Raw genomic sequence first — 18779 nt, forward strand, 5'->3', positions numbered from 1 at the left:
CTTGCGCCGCCGTCTGATCAACTCCACGCTCGCCGTGGTGCTCGTCGTCATCGCCGTCTTCGGCGTCTCCCTCGTCATCGTCGAGACCCGCACGATCTCCAGCAGCGCGCAGGAGAGCGTGGACTCGGAGGCGCTGCGGATCGTCTCCATCGTCGACAGCCGGCTCATCGGCGGCGAGCCGGTCAACCCGGACATCCTGGCCGAGCAGAGCGGCGCCAAGCGGTACGCGCAGATCCGCATCCCCGGCCGCGACACCATCGAGATCGGCACCCGCCCCGACGGTGACGTCATCCGTGGCCTCGCCGAGGGCGAGCGCGGCGAGACCGTGGTCGTCGAGGAGTCCCGTTCCACGGTCACCGCCGAGGTCGGCCGCACGCTCCTGATCATCAGCGCGGTGGCGCTGCTCGCCGTGATCGCCGCCGTCCTCCTCGCCATCCGCCAGGCCGACAAGCTGGCGTCCCCGCTGACCGACCTGGCGGAGACCGCCGAGCGCCTCGGCTCCGGCGACCCCCGGCCCCGGCACAAGCGGTACGGGGTGCCCGAGCTCGACCGGGTCGCGGACGTCCTCGACGCCTCCGCCGAGCGCATCGCCCGGATGCTGACCGCCGAGCGCCGGCTCGCCGCCGACGCCTCGCACCAGCTCCGTACGCCCCTCACGGCCCTTTCCATGCGCCTGGAGGAGGTCGCCCTCGCCGACGACCTGGACACGGTCAAGGAGGAGGCGACGATCGCGCTCACCCAGGTCGAGCGGCTCACCGACGTCGTCGAACGGCTCCTGACCAACTCCCGGGACCCCCGCACGGGCTCCGCCGTCGCCTTCGACCTCGACGAGGTCGTCAAGCAGCAGCTGGAGGAATGGCGGTCGGCCTACCGCAGCGCGGGGCGGGCCATCGTGCACTCGGGCAAGCAGGGGATGCGGGCCGTCGGCACCCCGGGCGCGGTCGCCCAGGTCCTCGCGGCGCTGATCGAGAACTCGCTCATGCACGGCGGCGGCACCGTCGCCGTACGGACCCGGGTCACCGGCAACCAGTCGGTGATCGAGGTCACGGACGAGGGGCCGGGCGTCCCGTCCGACCTCGGCGCGCGGATCTTCGAGCGGGCGGTGAGCGGTCGCAGCTCCACGGGCATCGGCCTGGCCGTCGCCCGCGACCTGGCGGAGGCGGACGGCGGGCGCCTGGAACTGCTCAAGGAGCACCCGCCGATCTTCGCGCTCTTCCTGAGCCGGGAGGTCAGGAGCGTCTCGGACGAGACGCGCGACCGCCCCGTACGGTAGCTCGGTACGGGGCGGTCAGGTACGACGGAAGAGCAGGTCAGACGCGGTCGGGCTGGCGGCGGGCCGCCTGGCGCGGGGGCTGCTCAAGGAACGATTCGGCGGCCTGCACGGCTTCCTTCGCGGGCAGCGCGCGGAACACCCAGGTGCGGTACGACCAGAAGCGGAACAGGGTCGCGACGCCGATGCCGAAGAACTTGAAGAAGTTGCTCGCCAGCGGGCCGTCCCAGCCGAAGCCGTACGTCGCCGCGAACAGCAGACCGTTCTGGATCACCAGACCGATCAGGCTGAAGACGAGGAAGAGCGACATCTCCTTGGTGCGGCTGCTCTTGTCCCGGTCGCGGTACGTGAAGTAACGGAACCCCACGTAGTTGAAGGCGATCGCGACCAGGGTGGCGATGATGCTCGCGCGCACGACCGGGAGATCCGTGAAGTGGCGTACGAGGTTGAACACCCCGAGGTCGACCAGGACACCGACAGCCCCCACTGCCCCGAACTTGGCGACCTCACGGAAGAGCCCGTTGAGTCGCATGCGCAGCGCGCCGGGTTCACTCATGGTGATGGCTCTGTCCCGTCCGTCCGGGTGACGTCCGGGCGACGTCAACCCAACCATGCTAACCAGCCCCCCTGTCACCCGCCCGGGTACCTCGTAAACCACGGGGAAAGCCGGGTCCCACCTGCGCTGTCCTTGTGACAAACCACAGGCGGACGAGTGTTCCCCGGTGGTGCGGATACCCTAAGAGAGTGACGTTCCCGGTAGTCGGCATGGTCGGTGGCGGACAGCTCGCCCGTATGACCCACGAGGCGGGCATCCCCCTCGGCATCAAGTTCAAGCTCCTCAGTGACACCCCGCAGGACTCGGCGGCCCAGGTGGTCAGCGACGTCGTCATCGGCGACTATCGCGACCTGGACACGCTGCGTGACTTCGCGCGCGGATGTGACGTGATCACCTTCGATCACGAGCACGTCCCCACGGAGCACCTGCGGGCCCTGGAGGCGGACGGCATCCCCGTCCGCCCGGGGCCCGACGCGTTGGTGCACGCCCAGGACAAGGGGGTGATGCGCGCCAGGCTCGACGAGATCGGCGCGCCCAGCCCGCGCCACCGCATCGTCGCGGACGCGGCGGACGCGGTGGCCTTCGCGGCCGAGGTCGGGGGCTTCCCGATCATCCTCAAGACCGTGCGCGGCGGCTACGACGGCAAGGGCGTCTGGTTCGTGCGTACGGAGGCGGAGGCCCGCGACCCGTTCCTCGCGGGCGTCCCGGTGCTCGCCGAGGAGAAGGTCGACTTCGTACGCGAGCTCGCGGCGAACATCGTCCGCTCCCCGCACGGCCAGGCCGTGGCCTACCCGGTCGTCGAGTCCCGCCAGGTCGACGGCGTCTGCGACACCGTGATCGCCCCGGCGCCGGACCTCGACGACGAGCTCGCGGGCCAGGCCCAGGAGCTCGCCCTCCGCATCGCCAAGGAGCTGGGGGTCGTCGGCCACCTCGCCGTCGAGCTCTTCCAGACCACGGACGGCCGCATCCTCGTCAACGAACTGGCGATGCGCCCGCACAACTCCGGTCACTGGACCCAGGACGGCGCGATCACCTCGCAGTTCGCCAACCACGTCCGGGCGGTTCTCGACCTCCCTCTCGGCGATCCGCGGCCGCGCGCCCGCTGGACCGTGATGTGCAATGTCCTGGGCGGCGACTACCCGGACATGTACTCCGCGTACCTGCACTGCATGGCCAGGGACCCGCAGCTCAAGATCCACATGTACGGCAAGGACGTGAAGCCCGGCCGCAAGGTGGGACACGTCAACACCTACGGCGACGACCTGGACGAGGTGCTGGAGCGCGCCCGTCACGCCGCCGGCTATCTGCGAGGAACGATCACCGAGTGAGCAGCATCAGCACCGCCCCCGTCGTCGGCATCGCCATGGGATCCGACTCCGACTGGTCCGTCATGGAGGCCGCCGCCCAGGCCCTGGACGAGTTCGAGATCGCGTACGAGGTCAACGTCCTCTCCGCGCACCGGATGCCGCGCGAGATGATCGCGTACGGCGAGGAGGCCGCGGGCCGCGGGCTCAAGGCGATCATCGCGGGCGCGGGCGGCGCCGCCCACCTGCCCGGCATGCTCGCCTCCGTCACCCCGCTCCCGGTCATCGGCGTGCCGGTGCCGCTGAAGTACCTCGACGGCATGGACTCGCTGCTCTCCATCGTGCAGATGCCGGCCGGCGTCCCCGTCGCGACGGTCTCCGTCGCCGGCGCGCGCAACGCGGGCCTGCTCGCGGCCCGCATGCTCGCCGCGCACGACCCCGAACTCCTCACCCGGATGAACGAGTTCCTCCAGGAGCTCAACGACCAGGCCACGGAGAAGGGCAAGCGCCTGCGGGCCAAGGTCGAGGGCGCGGACTCGTTCGGCTTCGGCAAGTGAGCGCGGGGGACAGGGCCTCAGGCGGCGCGGCCTCCCGCCTCGCCGAGGCCCGCGAACTGCTCGCGGGCCACCCCGTCGTCGACGGCCACAACGACCTCCCGTGGGCACTGCGCGAGCACGTCCGCTACGACCTGGACCGCATGGACATCGGCGCGGACCAGACCGGCGCGCTCCACACCGACCTCGCCAGGATGCGGGCCGGCGGCGTCGGCGCCCAGTTCTGGTCGGTCTACGTGCCCTGCCGGCTGGCCGGGGACGACGCGGTCAGCGCGACCCTGGAGCAGATCGACATCGTCGACCAGCTCCTGGAGCGGTACGCGGGCGACCTCGCCCCGGCCCTGACGGCGGACGGCATGGAGGCGGCCCGCAAGGAGGGCCGTATCGCCTCGCTCAAGGGCGCCGAGGGCGGCCACTCGATCAACAACTCCCTCGCGACCCTGCGCGCGTTGCACGCCCTGGGCGTCCGCTACATGACGCTCACGCACAACGACAACAACGACTGGGCGGACTCGGCGACCGACGCGCCGGGCGTCGGCGGGCTCTCCGCCTTCGGCCGGCAGGTCGTCCGCGAGATGAACCGCTCCGGCATGCTCGTCGACCTCTCGCACGTCGCCGCCACCACCATGCGGGACGCGCTCGACACCTCGACCGCGCCGGTGATCTTCTCGCACTCCTCGGCCCGGGCGGTCTGCGACCACCCGAGGAACATCCCGGACGACGTCCTGGAGCGGCTGCCCGCCAACGGCGGCGTCGCGATGGCCACCTTCGTGCCGAAGTTCATCCTCCCCGCGGCCGTCGAGTGGACCGCGCGGGCGGACGACAACCTCCGGTCGCACGGCTTCGACCACCTCGACACCACCGCCGCGGCGATGAAGCTGCACCGCGCCTTCGAGGCGGAGAACCCGCGCCCGATCGCCACCGTCGCCACGGTCGCCGACCACCTCGACCACATGCGCGAGGCCGCCGGCATCGACCACATCGGCATCGGCGGCGACTACGACGGCACGGCCTTCACCCCGGCCGGACTCGACGACGTCGCGGGCTACCCGAACCTGATCGCGGAGCTCCTGCACCGCGGCTGGTCGCACCCGGACCTCACCAAGCTGACCTGGTCCAACGCGGTCCGCGTCCTCCGCGACGCGGAAACGGTCTCCCAGGACCTCCGCTCCCGCACGTCCCCGTCGAACGCGACGATCGACTCCCTCGACGGCGACACCGCGTAACCGGGTCGTCACCCGGACGGTCCACTCCGCCGCGCCCCGCCCCGGGGCCGGTGGCACGGTGGACGGTACTGCCCCGCCGCTTTGGGCGGGGCAGTACTGCATCACCGAGTTCGGAGTAGCACCATGGCAGATCTCGACGACCATTCCCCCTTCTCTGCCGCCCCCGCCGCCGTCGGCGCGCTCGATCCCCCCGATCCACCACCGCCGCTCGACGAAACGGCCCGGGCCCGCGCCATCCTGGCCGCCCAGCCCGTCGCCGAGGGCCACACCGAGCTGCCCCGGTCCCTCGACCCGGAGGACCTCCCGCCCGTCCGCGCGGCGGAGGCCGGAGCGCAGTTCTGGTCCCTGCACGTGGAGGCCGACGAGGGCGTCATCGGCACGCTGCGGCGGATCGACGCGATCCGCGCCCTCGTCGCCGCCTGTCCCGAGGACCTGCGGCTCGTGTACACCACGTCCGAGATGGCCCACGCCGGGAACTGCGGCCGGGTCGCCGCCCTGCTCGGCCCGGTCAGCTGGCCCGCGCTCGGCGGCTCCGCGGCCACCCTGCGGGCCTACCACGCCCTGGGCGTCCGGGCCGTGAACCTCACCCGTTTCGACCGCTTCGCCCGCGAGGCCGTACGGGAGATGAACCGCCTCGGTCTGGCCGTGGACCTCTCCGGCGCCGACCAGGACACGGTCCGCCGCGCCCTCGCGGTCACCCGGGCCCCGGCCCTGCTGACCAGGGCGGCCCCGGAGGGCCTGCCGGACGACGTGCTGCGGCTCCTCGGCGAGAACGGCGCCGTCTGCATGGTCACGGTCACGGACGACCCGGCCGCCGACGCCGACCTCCTCGACCGGGTGCGTACGGAGGCGGGCCCGCGCTCCACGGGCGTCTCGCACACCACCGCCCCGGCCCGCGGCTACGTCCCGCTCTTCGCGGAGCTCCTGCGCCGGGGCTGGCCCGCCCAGGACCTGGTCGGCCTCGCCCACGCCAACGTCACCCGGGCGCTGCGCGAGACGGAGTTCCTGGCGCGGACGAACCGGATCCGCCCGGCCGCGGCCTGACGGTACGAAGCGGCCCGACCGCACAAGAGGGGGAGGGGCGCCGACCGGCGCCCCTCCCCCTCTCCTTGCGTCGTCTCAGGCGCGCGGGCGGCCCATCGCCCGGTACGTCCAGCCCGCCGCCCGCCAGCGCTCCGAGTCCAGCGCGTTGCGGCCGTCGAGGATCACCGGCGACGAGACGACAGCGGCGAGCTCCGCCGGGTCGAGCTCGCGGAACTCCCGCCACTCGGTCAGGTGCAGCACCACGTCCGCCCCGCGCACCGCGTCCAGGGCCGTGTCGGCGTACCCCAGGGTCGGGAAGAGGCGGCGCGCGTTCTCCATGCCCTTCGGGTCGTAGACGGTGACCTGGCCGCCCTGGAGGTGTATCTGACCTGCCACGTTCAGCGCGGGGGAGTCGCGGACGTCGTCCGAGTCCGGCTTGAAGGTCGCGCCGAGCACGGCCACCCGGGCGCCCAGGAAGGAGCTCCCGCCGAGGACCTCCCGCGCCATCTCCACCATCTGGCCGCGCCGCCGCATGTTGATCGAGTCGATCTCGCGCAGGAAGGTCAGCGCCTGGTCGACGCCCAGCTCGCCCGCGCGGGCCATGAAGGCCCGGATGTCCTTGGGCAGGCAGCCGCCGCCGAAGCCGACCCCGGCCCGCAGGAACTTGGCCCCGATCCGGTCGTCGTGGCCGATGGCCTCCGCCAGCTTCACGACGTCGCCGCCCGCGGCCTCGCACACCTCCGCCATCGCGTTGATGAAGGAGATCTTGGTGGCGAGGAAGGAGTTCGCGGCCGTCTTCACGAGCTCGGCCGTCGGGAAGTCGGTCACCACGAACGGCGAACCCTGGCCGGTCGGCACCGCGTACACCTCGCGCAGCGTCTTCTCGGCCCGCCCGCCGGCGTCCTGCACGCCGACCACGATCCGGTCCGGGCGCAGGGTGTCCTGCACGGCGAAGCCCTCCCGCAGGAACTCCGGGTTCCAGGCGAGGTCGACGCCCTCGGGCAGCAGGCCCGCGAGCCGCTCCGCCGAGCCGACCGGCACGGTCGACTTGCCGACGACCAGGGCCCCTTCGCGGACGACCGCGGCGAGGGAGGTGAAGGCGGCGTCGACGTAGCTCATGTCGCAGGCGTACTCGCCGTGCTTCTGCGGGGTGTTCACGCAGACGAAGTGCACGTCGCCGAAGGCGCCGACCTCCTCCCAGGAGGTGGTGAACCGCAGCCGGCCGCTCGACCCCTCGATACCGGCCACGTGCTTCGCGAGGAGGTCCTCGAGCCCCGGCTCGTACATCGGGACGCGCCCGGAGGACAGCAGCTCGATCTTCTCGGGGACCACGTCCAGGCCGAGCACCTCGAATCCCAGTTCCGCCATGGCCGCGGCATGGGTGGCGCCGAGGTAGCCGGTGCCGATCACAGTGATCTTGAGGGCCATGCGGTACTCCAGTGACGTCGGGCGGAATGCCTGCCCGAGCATAGTCGTGCCCTGGCCCGGCGCCGGGCCACGCCCTACCCTTTGGGTTACTTAACGGTAGTTAGCAAGCGTGGGAGTGAGTGAACGTGGCGGGTTCGACTGATTTCGACCTGTATCGGCCCTCCGAGGAGCACGACATGCTCCGGGAGTCGGTGCGTGCGCTGGCGGAGGCGAAGATCGCGCCGTTCGCGGCCGCGGTGGACGAGGAGGGCCGGTTCCCGCAGGAGGCGCTGGACGCGCTGGTCGCCAGCGACCTGCACGCCGTGCACGTCCCCGAGGCGTACGGCGGCGCGGGCGCGGACGCGCTGGCGACGGTGATCGTGATCGAGGAGGTCGCGCGGGTGTGCGGCTCCTCGTCGCTGATCCCGGCGGTGAACAAGCTGGGCTCGCTGCCGGTGATCCTGTCCGGTTCGGAGGAGCTGAAGGCGAAGTACCTGGGCCCGCTGGCCAAGGGCGACGCAATGTTCTCCTACGCCCTCTCGGAGCCCGACGCGGGCTCGGACGCGGCCGGGATGAAGACCCGCGCGGTCCGCGACGGCGACTTCTGGATCCTCAACGGCGTGAAGCGGTGGATCACCAACGCCGGCGAGTCGGAGTACTACACGGTGATGGCCGTCACCGACCCGGACAAGCGCTCCAAGGGCATCAGCGCCTTCGTCGTGGAGAAGTCCGACGAGGGCGTGTCCTTCGGAGCCCCGGAGAAGAAGCTCGGCATCAAGGGCTCCCCGACCCGCGAGGTCTACCTCGACAACGTCCGCATCCCCGCGGACCGGATGATCGGCGACGAGGGCACCGGCTTCGCCACCGCGATGAAGACCCTCGACCACACCCGCGTCACCATCGCCGCCCAGGCCATCGGCATCGCCCAGGGCGCCCTCGACTACGCCAAGGGCTACGTCAAGGAACGCAAGCAGTTCGGCAAGCCCATCGCCGACTTCCAGGGCATCCAGTTCATGCTCGCCGACATGGCCATGAAGCTCGAAGCCGCCCGCCAGCTCACCTACGCCGCCGCCGCCAAGAGCGAGCGCGTCTCCGCCGGCGGCGACAAGGAAGACCTCACCTTCTTCGGCGCCGCGGCCAAGTGCTTCGCCTCCGACGTCGCCATGGAGGTCACCATCGACGCCGTCCAGCTCCTCGGCGGCTACGGCTACACCCGCGACTACCCCGTCGAGCGCATGATGCGCGACGCCAAGATCACCCAGATCTACGAAGGCACCAACCAGGTCCAGCGCATCGTCATGGCCCGCAACCTCCCGTAGGACAGGCGAAAGGGCGCCCCCCCGGCCGGGGAGGGCGCCCTTCTCGTACATCAGAGGGTCACTTCGACTCGACGGTGACCTTCTCGTCGTTCCGGATCTGCTCGACCAGCTGCTTCACCTTCGGCATGTCCCACTTGAGGGAACCCTGCGGCGCGCTGCCCGCGATCGGCATGTTCATGGACTTGCCGTCGCCGCCGCTGATGCCCTTCATCGCGAAGAACATCTTCCCGAGGTCGTACAGCGACATGTCCTTGTCCACGATCAGCGTGTCCAGACCGGCGCCCAGCGTCGGGTACAGCGCGAACGGGTTGAGGATCGTGCCCGGCGTCGCCGCCTCGTTGGCCAGGGCGGAGAGGAACTTCTGCTGGTTCTTCGTCCGTGCGAGGTCCGACTCGGCGAAGGCGTACCGGGTCCGGACGAACGCCAGGGCCTGCTCGCCGTTGAGGGTCTGCTCGCCGGCCTGGAAGTCGGCCCCGGACTTCTTGTCCTTGAAGCCCTTCTCGATGGTGAGGTCCACACCGCCGAGCGCGTCCACGATGTTCGCGAAGCCGGCGAAGCCGATCTCCGCGTAGTGGTCGATGCGCAGGCCGGTGTTGAACTCGACGGTCCGCACGAGCAGCTCGGGCCCGTCCATCGCGTACGCCGCGTTCAGTTTGGAACCGCCCCGGGCCGCGAACTGCTTGCCCGACTCGGAGCCGACGAAGGAGGGGATCGTCACCCACGAGTCGCGGGGGAGCGAGACCATCGTGTTCCCGCTGGAGCAGGCCGCGAGGATCATCATCGAGTCGGTCCGCTTGCCCGCGGCGGAGCCGGTGTGCAGCTTCTTCTTCTCCTCGGCGGACATGCCCTCACGGCTGTCCGAGCCGACGATCAGGTACGTCGTGCAGTCGCCCTCCGACGGCCGCTCGATGACCTTGGAGAGGTCGACCTCGTTGCGCATCTGGGAGCTCGCCCAGGCGTACGTGCCGATGCCCCAGGCGAGGACGCCGACGACCAGCACGATCGAGCCGATCTTGGCGCGCTTGCGCCAGTCCGGGGCGGGACCGCCACCGGGCCTCGGCGCGTACTGCGGGGGTACGGGTCCTCCGCCGCCGCCCTGGGCGCCGCCGCCCTGCTGCGGGCCGCCGTAGACCTGGCCGGTGTTGTAACCGGAGTCGTAGCCCGAGCCCTGGGCCTGCGTGTAGTTCGGGTTGTAGCCCTGGCCGCCGTCACGGGGCTGCTGCCCGTACGGCTGCTGCTGCTGACCGTAGGGGGGCTGCTGCGGGACCTGCGGACGCTGCACATGGCTCATCCGGCGAGGTCCCTCGGGCTGGGAGTTCGCGTTGCCACGGCCGTGTCCGCCGTCATGGGGCCAGTCATTCATGCGGACCAGTGTGCCGGGCGGGGGAATCCCCTGGACAGGCCGGGTGGAATATCGGACCGGCCCTGTTGCCAAGCTGATGCAAAGCGGACCCCACGGGGACGGCACCGGGACCCCGCATAAGGTGGAGGGCATGACAGATCAGGGCGATATCCCCGGCAAGCCCACCTCGGCCTCCCGCACCACTCTCAGCCACATCATGACCAGCCACGACACCAACCTCCTCGGTACGGTGCACGGCGGCGTGATCATGAAGCTGGTGGACGACGCGGCGGGCGCCGTCGCGGGCCGGCACTCGGGCGGCCCGGCGGTCACCGCCTCGATGGACGAGATGGTCTTCCTGGAGCCGGTGCGGGTCGGGGACCTGCTCCATGTGAAGGCCCAGGTCAACTGGACCGGCCGGTCCTCCATGGAGGTCGGCGTACGGGTCATGGCCGAGCGCTGGAACGAGTCCACGCCCGCCACCCAGGTCGGCTCGGCCTATCTGGTCTTCGCCGCCGTCGACGCGGACGGCAAGCCGCGGCGCGTCCCGCAGGTCGTCCCGGAGACGGAGCAGGACAAGCGCCGCCACCAGGAGGCCCAGATCCGCCGCACCCACCGGCTGGCCCGCCGCCAGGCCATCAAGGAGCTCCGCGAGCGCCGGGCCGCCGAGGGCTACGAGGACTGACCCGGCCCAGGTCCGTGCCCGTACCCGCCTACGGGCACACCACCTGGTCCCCGGTCACCGCCTCGAACGGCCCACCCCGCCCCGCATCCTCCGCCCGGACCCCCGTGACCCCCCGGTAGTCCGCGCCCACCGTCACCCGCAGCGTCCCGCCCCGCCCCGCCACCGCCCGCAGCTCCGCCCCCGGCAGCGCCGCCGCGAGGGTCTTCGCCGAGCGGTCCCAGCGCGGGTCGTACTCCACGAGCGTCCGCGCCCGCTCCTGCCCGGCCCCGGTCATCGGCGTCCGGGTCGTGTCGAAGCCCGTGCCGCGCAGCGCGTCGTCCACCTTCCGGCCGAGCCCGTCCGTCCGGGTCCCGTTGTAGACCTGCACCCGGATCGTGCGCGGCGGCACGTCCACGACGACCGACTTCGGGGCGGCGCCCTTCCCGGAGGAAGCCGCCTTCTGCGCGGCGGTCGCCGGCGCCAGCGGCCGGTCCTCCCGCAGCGCCTGGAACAGCTTCTGCGCCTTCGCCGCGTCCCACTTCACCGTCGACCCGATTCCCTTGACCGGGAAGCTCATGTCGCCGATCGGCACGGACACGAACTCCGACGACGCCGGCGTGAAGCCCCGCATCGCCTTGGCGAGCGCCAGCAGCTGATCCGTACCGAAGTCCTCGTCCGCCCGGACCGAGCTCAGCATCGTCGTGGCCATCTCACGGAACCGCACCGGGTTCAGCAGCACCCCGCCGCTCGTCGCCCGGTCGATCAGCGCCGCCAGGAACTTCTGCTGCCGCTGCATGCGCCCGATGTCGGCGGCCCCGTCGATGTGCCGGGACCGGACGTACTGGAGGGCCTGCCCGCCGTCGAGCTCATGGGTGCCGGCCGGGAGATCAAGTCCCGTGTAGGAGTCCTTGACGGCCCTGGTCGTACAGATCTGCACCCCGCCGATCGCGTCCACGGTCCGCATGAAGCTGGTGAAGTCGACCTCCAGGTAGTGGTCGATCTTGACGCCGGTCATCGACTCGACGGTCCGGACGGTCAGCCCGGGCCCGCCCTCCGCGTAGGCGGCGTTCAGCTTCACGGGATGGGACTGGTGCTTCTTGCCGCTGGTCAGATCGGTGTGCTCGGGCATCTCGGCGTACGAGTCCCGGGGCAGGCTGACGACGCTCGCCCGCTCCCGGTCCTCCGAGATGTGCACGAGCATCACGGTGTCGGTGCAGTGGCAGGGCGCGCCGCCGAGCCGGTACTTCTCCTTCTCCTCCGGGGTGATCCGGTCCCGCCCGTCGGTGCCGACGACGAGGACGTTCATCCCGTGCCCGGCCTGCGGCCGGTTCTTCATGTCCTTGAACGGGTCGACCCGGGTGATCCCGGTGTCGAGGCCGGTCACCACCGCGTGCCCGATCCCGCCCGCCGCGAGGACCACCACGGACAGCGCGGTCGCCATCCGCATCCCCCACCGGGGGCGCCGCGGTCGCCGCCGACGGACCGGTACGGGCGGCCGGTGGACGGGCCGGCGACGGGGCGCGGGGGGCGGCGTGGGCACGGACGGACACCTCCGCGGTGGGACAAGGGGAACCGTGAGCACGGTAGGCCCATACGATCAGCGCAAGGGTGCACCACCCATGCGGCGCGCACCGGTGTCCCCCGTTCGCGGTAACGTGGCGGGCAATGAACGCCACGCCCCCCGTCTCCGTGATCATGCCGGTCCTCAACGAGGAGCGGTATCTGCGCACCTCGGTTCGTCACATCCTGGAGCAGGAGTACGACGGCGAGATGGAGGTGGTGATCGCCCTCGGCCCGTCCACGGACCGTACGGACGAGATCGCCGCCGAGCTCGTACGCGAAGACCCCCGCGTCCAGACCGTGCCGAACCCCACGGGCCGCACCCCCGCCGCGCTCAATGCCGCGATCAAGGCCTCCCGTCACCCGATCGTGGTGCGCGTCGACGGCCACGGCATGCTCTCGCCGAACTACATCGCCACCGCCGTCCGGCTCCTGGAGGAGACCGGCGCGCAGAACGTCGGCGGTGTCATGCACGCCGAGGGCGAGAACGCCTGGGAGGACGCGGTCGCCGCCGCGATGACCTCGAAGATCGGCGTGGGCAACGCGGCCTTCCACACGGGCGGCGAGGCCGGCCCGGCGGAGACCGTGTACCTGGGCGTCTTCCGGCGCGAGGCCCTGGAGCAGCAGGGCGGGTACAACGTGGAGTTCATCCGCGCCCAGGACTGGGAGCTGAACTTCCGCATCCGCGAGGCCGGCGGCCTCATCTGGTTCTCGCCGGAGCTGCGCGTCCAGTACCGCCCGCGGCCCTCCGTGAAGGCCCTCGCGACCCAGTACAAGAACTACGGCCGCTGGCGCCACGTGGTGGCCCGCTACCACCAGGGCTCCATCAACCTCCGCTACCTGGCGCCGCCGACCGCCGTCTGCGCCATCGCCGCGGGCCTCGTGGTGGGCGCGACGCTCACCCCGCTCGGCTTCGTGATCCCGGCGGGCTACCTCGCCGCCATCGCGGCGGGCTCGGTCCCGGCGGGCAAGGGCCTGCCGCTGAAGGCCCGCCTGCAGATCCCGGTGGCGCTCGCGACGATGCACATGTCGTGGGGGTACGGCTTCCTGACGAGCCCGCGCTCGCTGGCCCGGAAGGTCATCGCGAGCCGCCGCCCGGCGGTGAAGGCGGGCGAGTCCGAGTCGGTCTGACCGAATCGGATCGCACACACGACTGACGGCCGGGTCCCTCCAGGGGCCCGGCCGTCGGTCATGTGCGAGTGGGAGGGGGGATCAGCTCTTCCCGTCCCACCGATAGACCGAGTAGATGTCCATGCACTCCGCCTTGTCGTCGGCGCCGTCCGGCAGGTCACCGGCGACCTGCGTCGGCTTCTTGTACGTGGTGCCCTCGCGCCAGTCCGCGCCGACGACCAGGGTGATGCCCTTCGCCTCGGCGTCGGCCCGGACGGCCGAGTCGGGCAGCCCGAGCGCCTTCGTCACGGAGAGCGCGTTCGCCTTGCCCTGGTCGCCGTCCGCCTTGGGGTAGGTGACCACGGTGTCCTTGCGGCCGCCGCCCTCCTGGGAGGAGTCGGCCTGGGTGAAGCCCTTGGCCTGCAGGGCCTCGGCCATGGCGCCGGCCCGGCCCTCGACGGCCGGCTCGTCGGCGCCGTCGGTGCCGTTGACGACGGTCACCGGGAAGGAACCGGGGTCCTCGGCCGGGGTCTTGGGCTTGGGCGAGGCGGTGGCCTTCGGCTTCGCCTTGGTGCCGGACTTGTCGCCGTTCTTGTCGTAGGCGACGTCGTCACGGAGCATCGCCCACATCTTGTCGGCGGAGGAAGGCCGCAGCTGGAGCCACTCCTTCGGCCGCTGCGGATAGGGGTCCGTGGGGACGGTCGCCGTCGTCAGGCGGTCGATCTTCACGTTCTTGAGCTGCATCGACAGATCGAAGAGCTTCTTCACGGTGTCGAGGTCCTGCGAGACCTTGAGGGACTTGGTGGCGGTCTCGGCCAGGCCCGTCAGCCGCCCCGTGTCGGTCCAGGCGTTCTGCTCCTGGAGCTTCTTCATCATGCCGTTCATGTACATGTGCTGGGCCTTGGCGCGGTTCTGGTCGCTGCCGAAGGCGTGCCGGGTACGCAGCCACTGGAGCGCCTGCTCGCCCTGGACCTCGGTGGTGCCCTCCGGCAGCTTCAGGCCGGAGCCGCCCTTCACCTGACGGGTCGACTTGTCGTGCACACCCGTCTTGACGCAGACGGGGACGCCGCCGACCTCGTCCGCCATGGCCACGACACCGGCGAAGTCGACCATCAGCCAGTGGTCGATGTAGACCCCGGTGAGGCTCTCCCAGGTGGTGAGGGTGCAGCCGGGGCCGCCGCGCTGGAGCGACTCGTTGATGGGCCGGTTCGTGGTGGCGGCGTAGGGAGTGCCGTTCTCGTCCTTGCACTCCGGGATCTTGACGACCGTGTCGCGCGGGATGGAGATGAGCGAGGCGTTCTCGCGGTCCGCCGAGACGTGGAGCAGCATCTGCACGTCGGCGAGCGGCTTGCGGTCCTTGTCGTTCCGGCCGCCGCCCAGGGCGATGTTCTTCTCGTCCTCGCGACTGTCGGAGCCTATGAGGAGGATGTTGAGCGGGGTGTCGCCGAGCGCGTTCGGCGGGGCCTTCTTCACGCCGCTGCTGCCGCCCGCGCGGTCACCGCTGATGATGTTGCTGTTGAGGTGCTCGTAGTACAGGTATCCGGCGCCGGCCGTCCCGAGTATCAGTACGGCCAGGGTGATCGCCACCCAGCGCAGCACCTTGTGCTTGCCGGCCTTCTTGGCCCGTCGGCGCGAGCCGCCGCGACGGTGGCTCGTCCGGGCGTCGCCGCCGGCGCCCGCCCCGCCCCCGCCGCTGTTGCCATTGCGCCGCCGCTCGGCCCGGGTCGACGCCGACGCGGACGTACCGGAGGATCCGGCACCCTCGGAGGTGCTGTCGCTGCCGGCTTCGCCCCCGGCGCCGGTCGCCTCCCCCGCCGCGTACAGCTCGTCGTCCCAGCCCAGTTCACGGGCGCGCGGAACGCGTCCCCGCGTTCCCTCCCCACGCACGTTCTGTCCCACCCCAGGTCCCCTCGTGAATCAGCCGTGCGCCGAGGCCTGGTGTTTCCAGGTCATTCGGCACACACCTTCTTGTCGGCTTCTACCTTGTCGACGTCCGGCGCCTTCGTCGGACCCTTGATGGGCACCCCCGCGCCCTTGAAGTCGGAGCCGAGGACGAGCGTCATGGGCTCGCGTTCCGCGGCGTCCACAGTGCCCGGCTTGAGAGCCGTGGCGGCCAGACCCATCATGTCCGCGAGCTTGCGGGCCTGATCGGCCTGGTTCGGTGCGTAGCTGAGTGTGGTCTTCGCCGCCTTGTCGGGGGCGTTGCTCTTGTTGGTGGAGCGGTTCACACCCATGTCGTTCTGCAGCCAGTTGATCGTGGACTGCGCGGCGCCCGTGATGCCGCTGCCGTTGTAGACGTCGACGCGTACGTCGGCGGCCTGCGCGCGCGTGCCCTGGAGGAGCTTCGCCTGGGCCTGCGCCTTGGCGTTCTTGGCGTCCTTCTCCTTCTTCTTCACCTCGGTGAAGGAGACGTCGTTCTGGATCATGCTGAAGACCTGCGGGGCCTTGGTCTGGTCGAGGACCACGGTCGCCCGCTTGTTCGGCGGCTCGTCGGGGTTGTCGACGACCGGCACGGTCATGAAGCTGATGTTCTTGAGGTCGACCTTGCCGATCTCCTTGGCGAGGCTGGTCAGCTTCAGGGCACTTCCTATGCCCTTGTCGACCGTCAGCGCGTCGGTCGCCGCCTCCGCGACGTCGAGCAGCTGCGTCGGGCTGTCCAGCGTGTCTTCCTTCAGCTGGCGCATCATCGACGCGAGGAACTGCTGCTGCATCTTGATGCGGTCCAGGTCGCTCTCGTTGCCGAGGCCGTGGCGGTTGCGGAGGAACGCGAGCGCGTCCTCGCCCTGGATGCGGTGCTCGCCCTCGTCGAGGTCGAGCTTGGAGCTCTTGTCGCGGATGGGCTTGGTCAGGCAGACCTTCACCCCGCCGACCGCGGTCGACAGCGTCTTGACCGCGTTGAAGTCGACCATCATGAAGTGGTTGATGCCGATGCCGGTCATCTCCGTGATGGTGCGCATGGTGCAGCCGGGGTCGCGGCCGTTCACCCCGAACGACTCGTTGAACTTGGTCCTTCCCACCGAGCCGGGAATGACCTTGGTCGAGCCGTCGGGCTGCTTCGTGGGGCAGTCCGGGATCTCGATCTTGAGGTCCCGGGGGATGCTCACCGCCGTCGCGTTGGTGCGGTCCTCGGCGACGTGGATCAGGAACGTCGTGTCGGCGTGGCCGGTGACGTTGGTCTTGTTCCCGTAGCTCTCGTTGCCCTCGCCGGTCCGGACGTCGTTGCCGATGATGAGGATGTTGAGCGGCCCGTCCATGCCGGGCGTCGCCTTCGCCGCGTCGCCGACGTCGACCGTGCCGATGTTGCCGTCGAGCTTCTTGTAGAGCATGTACGCGCCGGTGGCGCCGCCCACGAGCACGAAGGCCATCGTGCCGCCGGTCCACAGGAGGACCTTCTTCTTGCGGGACGCGCCCTGCTTGCGCTTGCGGCGGCTCGCGGGCGGCTGACCGCCGCCGCCCTGCTCGGAGACGCGGCGACGGCGCTGACCGGGGACGGGCACCTCGGTGGCCGTGCCGGTGCCGGCGGTGGCGCCGTGGCCGGTGTCGGCTCTGTCGGCGGTGGTGGCCGGGTTCGATCTCCGGGGCCGGGACGGCGAATGCGGCTGCGGCTGCCCACCGGAGTGGTCCAGTCGCAGTTCGTAGTTGCCGGTCTGCGGGTTGAGCACCCACTGGTCGGCGGGGTCGATCTCGTCCGCCCGTCCACGGCTGTGCGCGTCCACGGTTACTCGAGTCCTCCGTCGGTGCCACGCGAGGCGCCTCCCCCGAAGGGCGCCGCTCTCTCGGTCGTTCGATCCTTGGTGAGTGCGACGACCAGACGGTCGGGGTGCACCGGATCGCGTCACACTATCCGCCCAGTTCAGCGTGGGGCGACGTCAGTGACAAATTCCACGCCCCTTACAACCGGGCAATTTGCCCAAACCTCATCCCTCACTGCCCTCCCCTTGGGGCGCCCTTTACTCACCGCCCCCGAGGGGTGTTCAGGAGCACACCCCTTCCGCCGCGTTCCGGCCCGTGAAGGTCGGCGTCGTGGAGGGCGTCGGGGCGTCCGCGTCGTCGGGCTTCCCGTCGCCGCGGCCCCCGCCGCCCGTCCCGCCGGTCCCCTCGCCGCCCTCCTCCTCGGTGTGCGGGGTCACGAGGACGGGCTTGTCCTCCCGGAGCTGCCGGAAGAGTTGACTCGCCGCCGGCTGTACCAGTTCGTCCCGATTCGCGTCGTACGTGTACGGGCGGCGCGGCACCGTGAGGAACTGCACCTTCTCGGTCGGGATGGCCCGCATCGCGCGCGCCAGGTCGTACAGGTCCCGCAGCGAGTCGAGCCCGGGGTCGGTCGTGATCGCCTTCGTGGCCGCGTCCAGGACCGGGTAGAGCTTGGTCGGGTTCAGCAGGACCCCGTCGCTCTGGACCTTGTTGACGAGGGCGCCGAGGAACTGCTGCTGGCGGTCCATGCGTTCCGTGTCGCTGCCGTTGCCGATCGACTTCCGGGCCCGTACGAAGCCGAGGGCCTGCTCGCCGTGGAGCGTCTGGCGCCCCGCGGGCAGCTTCAGCTTGGCGTCGGCGTCGTCGACGGGCTCCTTGAGGCAGACCTCCACCCCGTCCACGGCGTCGACCATCTTCTTGAAGCCCCGGAAGTCGATCACCATGTGGTTGTCGACGCGGATCCCGGTCAGCTTCTCGACGGTACGGATCGTGCACGCCGTGCCGCCGAACTCGAAGGCCCAGTTGAACTGCGCGAACTGCTCGCGGGTGCGGGTCCCGTCGGGCTTGGTGCAGCTCGGGATCGTCACCATCAGGTCGCGCGGGAGGGAGACGGCCGTCGCGCTCGACTTCTCCGCCGACAGGTGCAGCAGGATCGTCGTGTCGGAGCGCTGGGTGCCCTTGTCCTTGCCGTACTTGCGGTTCCCCTCGCCGGTCCGGGTGTCCGAACCGATGAGCAGGATGTTCCGGGCGGCGGTGGTGCCCGCCGTCGGCCGCTCCTTCTCGTACTTCCGCAGCTCGGCGGCGGCCGTCGTGTCCGTGGTGATGTTGCCGTCGAGCTTCCGGTAGAACCACCAGCCGACCCCGGCCGCGATCAGCAGCACGACCGAGATCGCGAGGGCCGTCCACCGCAGCCAGTGGCGTTTGCGCGGCTGCTCCGGAGCACCGGGCGCCGTGTCCTCCGCTGCCGGGGGATCCGGTTCGGGGGGCGTGCCAGCACGGTCCGTCACGTCTCAGTCCGTCCTTCAAGGCGTCGGCGGCGCGCCCGGCGGCCACCGGTCATGGAAGGAGACGGCCGAACCCGACGCATGGTTGTGCGGAAGGAGTCGACTCCCCCTCGGCCGATCATGTACCGGAGTCGGCGCGGGGACCCGGGGACTCGGCGCGGCACTAGTCCGAACGGGGGTCTCATCGGGTCAGGCGGCGCCATGGTCGGTGGGGGCTGGTGCCGGAGGGTGTCGACCGGGTGCTGGGCC

At 70.9% G+C, this 18779-nt stretch carries 15 protein-coding genes; 8 read left to right on the forward strand and 7 right to left on the reverse strand.

All coding sequences use genetic code 11. The features are described from left to right. The first annotated feature begins 1 nt into the window (after window position 1). Complete coding sequence (locus OG357_RS23955) at window positions 2–1273, forward strand: ATP-binding protein (RefSeq protein ID WP_329623107.1); 1272 nt, start codon at window positions 2–4, stop codon at window positions 1271–1273. 37 nt (window positions 1274–1310) lie between these two features. Here OG357_RS23955 and OG357_RS23960 read toward each other — a convergent pair whose 3' ends face one another. Beyond that, window positions 1311–1826 (reverse strand): GtrA family protein, encoded by a 516-nt coding sequence (locus OG357_RS23960; protein WP_329623108.1) that lies wholly within the window; start codon window positions 1824–1826, stop codon window positions 1311–1313. Between the two features lie 188 nt (window positions 1827–2014). Between OG357_RS23960 and OG357_RS23965 the strand changes: the two genes are divergently transcribed. The 4 genes from OG357_RS23965 (at window position 2015) to OG357_RS23980 (ending at window position 5954) form a co-directional block, all read left to right on the forward strand. Continuing rightward, a complete protein-coding gene (locus OG357_RS23965; protein ID WP_329623109.1) occupies window positions 2015–3154 on the forward strand; it encodes a 5-(carboxyamino)imidazole ribonucleotide synthase in 1140 nt (379 codons plus the stop codon). A 35-nt stretch (window positions 3155–3189) separates the two neighbouring features. Further along, window positions 3190–3687 (forward strand): 5-(carboxyamino)imidazole ribonucleotide mutase, encoded by a 498-nt coding sequence (purE, locus tag OG357_RS23970; protein WP_329625679.1) that lies wholly within the window; start codon window positions 3190–3192, stop codon window positions 3685–3687. Beyond that, window positions 3684–4910, forward strand: a complete 1227-nt coding sequence (locus OG357_RS23975) for a dipeptidase (RefSeq protein ID WP_329623110.1) — start codon at window positions 3684–3686, stop codon at window positions 4908–4910. Before purE ends, OG357_RS23975 begins: the two co-directional genes overlap by 4 nt. A gap of 123 nt (window positions 4911–5033) precedes the next feature. Beyond that, on the forward strand, window positions 5034–5954 hold the full coding sequence (locus OG357_RS23980) for a membrane dipeptidase (RefSeq protein ID WP_329623111.1): 921 nt from the start codon (window positions 5034–5036) through the stop codon (window positions 5952–5954). 75 nt (window positions 5955–6029) lie between these two features. Here the strand turns inward: OG357_RS23980 and OG357_RS23985 are convergent, their stop codons facing one another. Continuing rightward, the gene (locus OG357_RS23985) at window positions 6030–7361 is read right to left on the reverse strand and encodes a UDP-glucose dehydrogenase family protein (protein WP_329623112.1); all 1332 of its coding nucleotides are present in this window, start codon (window positions 7359–7361) and stop codon (window positions 6030–6032) included. Between the two features lie 125 nt (window positions 7362–7486). Here OG357_RS23985 and OG357_RS23990 point away from each other — a divergent pair, with 125 nt between their 5' ends. After that, window positions 7487–8659 carry an acyl-CoA dehydrogenase family protein gene (locus OG357_RS23990; protein ID WP_329623113.1) on the forward strand — a complete coding sequence of 391 codons (1173 nt, stop codon included), beginning with the start codon at window positions 7487–7489 and terminating at the stop codon, window positions 8657–8659. 58 nt (window positions 8660–8717) lie between these two features. On the opposite strand, the gene OG357_RS23995 is transcribed toward OG357_RS23990, so the two are convergent. Beyond that, window positions 8718–10022: an LCP family protein gene (locus tag OG357_RS23995; protein ID WP_329623114.1), complete on the reverse strand. Its 1305-nt coding sequence runs from the start codon at window positions 10020–10022 to the stop codon at window positions 8718–8720. 130 nt (window positions 10023–10152) lie between these two features. Between OG357_RS23995 and OG357_RS24000 the strand changes: the two genes are divergently transcribed. Next, entirely contained in the window at window positions 10153–10686 is a 534-nt protein-coding gene (locus OG357_RS24000) for an acyl-CoA thioesterase (RefSeq protein ID WP_267043951.1), read from the forward strand. Window positions 10687–10714: 28 nt separating this feature from the next. On the opposite strand, the gene OG357_RS24005 is transcribed toward OG357_RS24000, so the two are convergent. Then, window positions 10715–12205 carry an LCP family protein gene (locus tag OG357_RS24005; protein WP_443066721.1) on the reverse strand — a complete coding sequence of 497 codons (1491 nt, stop codon included), beginning with the start codon at window positions 12203–12205 and terminating at the stop codon, window positions 10715–10717. A gap of 125 nt (window positions 12206–12330) precedes the next feature. Here OG357_RS24005 and OG357_RS24010 point away from each other — a divergent pair, with 125 nt between their 5' ends. Further along, window positions 12331–13356: a glycosyltransferase family 2 protein gene (locus tag OG357_RS24010; protein ID WP_329623115.1), complete on the forward strand. Its 1026-nt coding sequence runs from the start codon at window positions 12331–12333 to the stop codon at window positions 13354–13356. A gap of 81 nt (window positions 13357–13437) precedes the next feature. Here the strand turns inward: OG357_RS24010 and OG357_RS24015 are convergent, their stop codons facing one another. The 3 genes from OG357_RS24015 to OG357_RS24025 all read right to left on the reverse strand — a co-directional run bounded on the left by OG357_RS24015 (window position 13438) and on the right by OG357_RS24025 (window position 18533). After that, window positions 13438–15234 (reverse strand): LCP family protein, encoded by a 1797-nt coding sequence (locus OG357_RS24015; protein WP_329623116.1) that lies wholly within the window; start codon window positions 15232–15234, stop codon window positions 13438–13440. A 50-nt stretch (window positions 15235–15284) separates the two neighbouring features. After that, window positions 15285–17051, reverse strand: a complete 1767-nt coding sequence (locus OG357_RS24020; protein ID WP_329623117.1) for an LCP family protein — start codon at window positions 17049–17051, stop codon at window positions 15285–15287. A 258-nt stretch (window positions 17052–17309) separates the two neighbouring features. Then, window positions 17310–18533: an LCP family protein gene (locus OG357_RS24025; RefSeq protein ID WP_329623118.1), complete on the reverse strand. Its 1224-nt coding sequence runs from the start codon at window positions 18531–18533 to the stop codon at window positions 17310–17312. Window positions 18534–18779 lie beyond the last annotated feature (246 nt).

This window comes from Streptomyces sp. NBC_01255 (assembly GCF_036226445.1).
In the GTDB taxonomy this organism is placed as follows: Bacteria; Actinomycetota; Actinomycetes; order Streptomycetales; family Streptomycetaceae; genus Streptomyces.

Bases quoted from the DNA above. Each gene is read 5' to 3' on its own strand.
- OG357_RS24000 (WP_267043951.1), top strand. From the start codon at position 10,153: ATGACAGATCAGGGCGATATCCCCGGCAAGCCCACCTCGGCCTCCCGC.
- OG357_RS23980 (WP_329623111.1), top strand. From the start codon at position 5,034: ATGGCAGATCTCGACGACCATTCCCCCTTCTCTGCCGCCCCCGCCGCC.
- OG357_RS24010 (WP_329623115.1), top strand. From the start codon at position 12,331: ATGAACGCCACGCCCCCCGTCTCCGTGATCATGCCGGTCCTCAACGAG.
- OG357_RS23995 (WP_329623114.1), bottom strand. From the start codon at position 10,022: ATGAATGACTGGCCCCATGACGGCGGACACGGCCGTGGCAACGCGAAC.
- purE (WP_329625679.1), top strand. From the start codon at position 3,190: ATGGGATCCGACTCCGACTGGTCCGTCATGGAGGCCGCCGCCCAGGCC.
- OG357_RS23960 (WP_329623108.1), bottom strand. From the start codon at position 1,826: ATGAGTGAACCCGGCGCGCTGCGCATGCGACTCAACGGGCTCTTCCGT.
- OG357_RS23985 (WP_329623112.1), bottom strand. From the start codon at position 7,361: ATGGCCCTCAAGATCACTGTGATCGGCACCGGCTACCTCGGCGCCACC.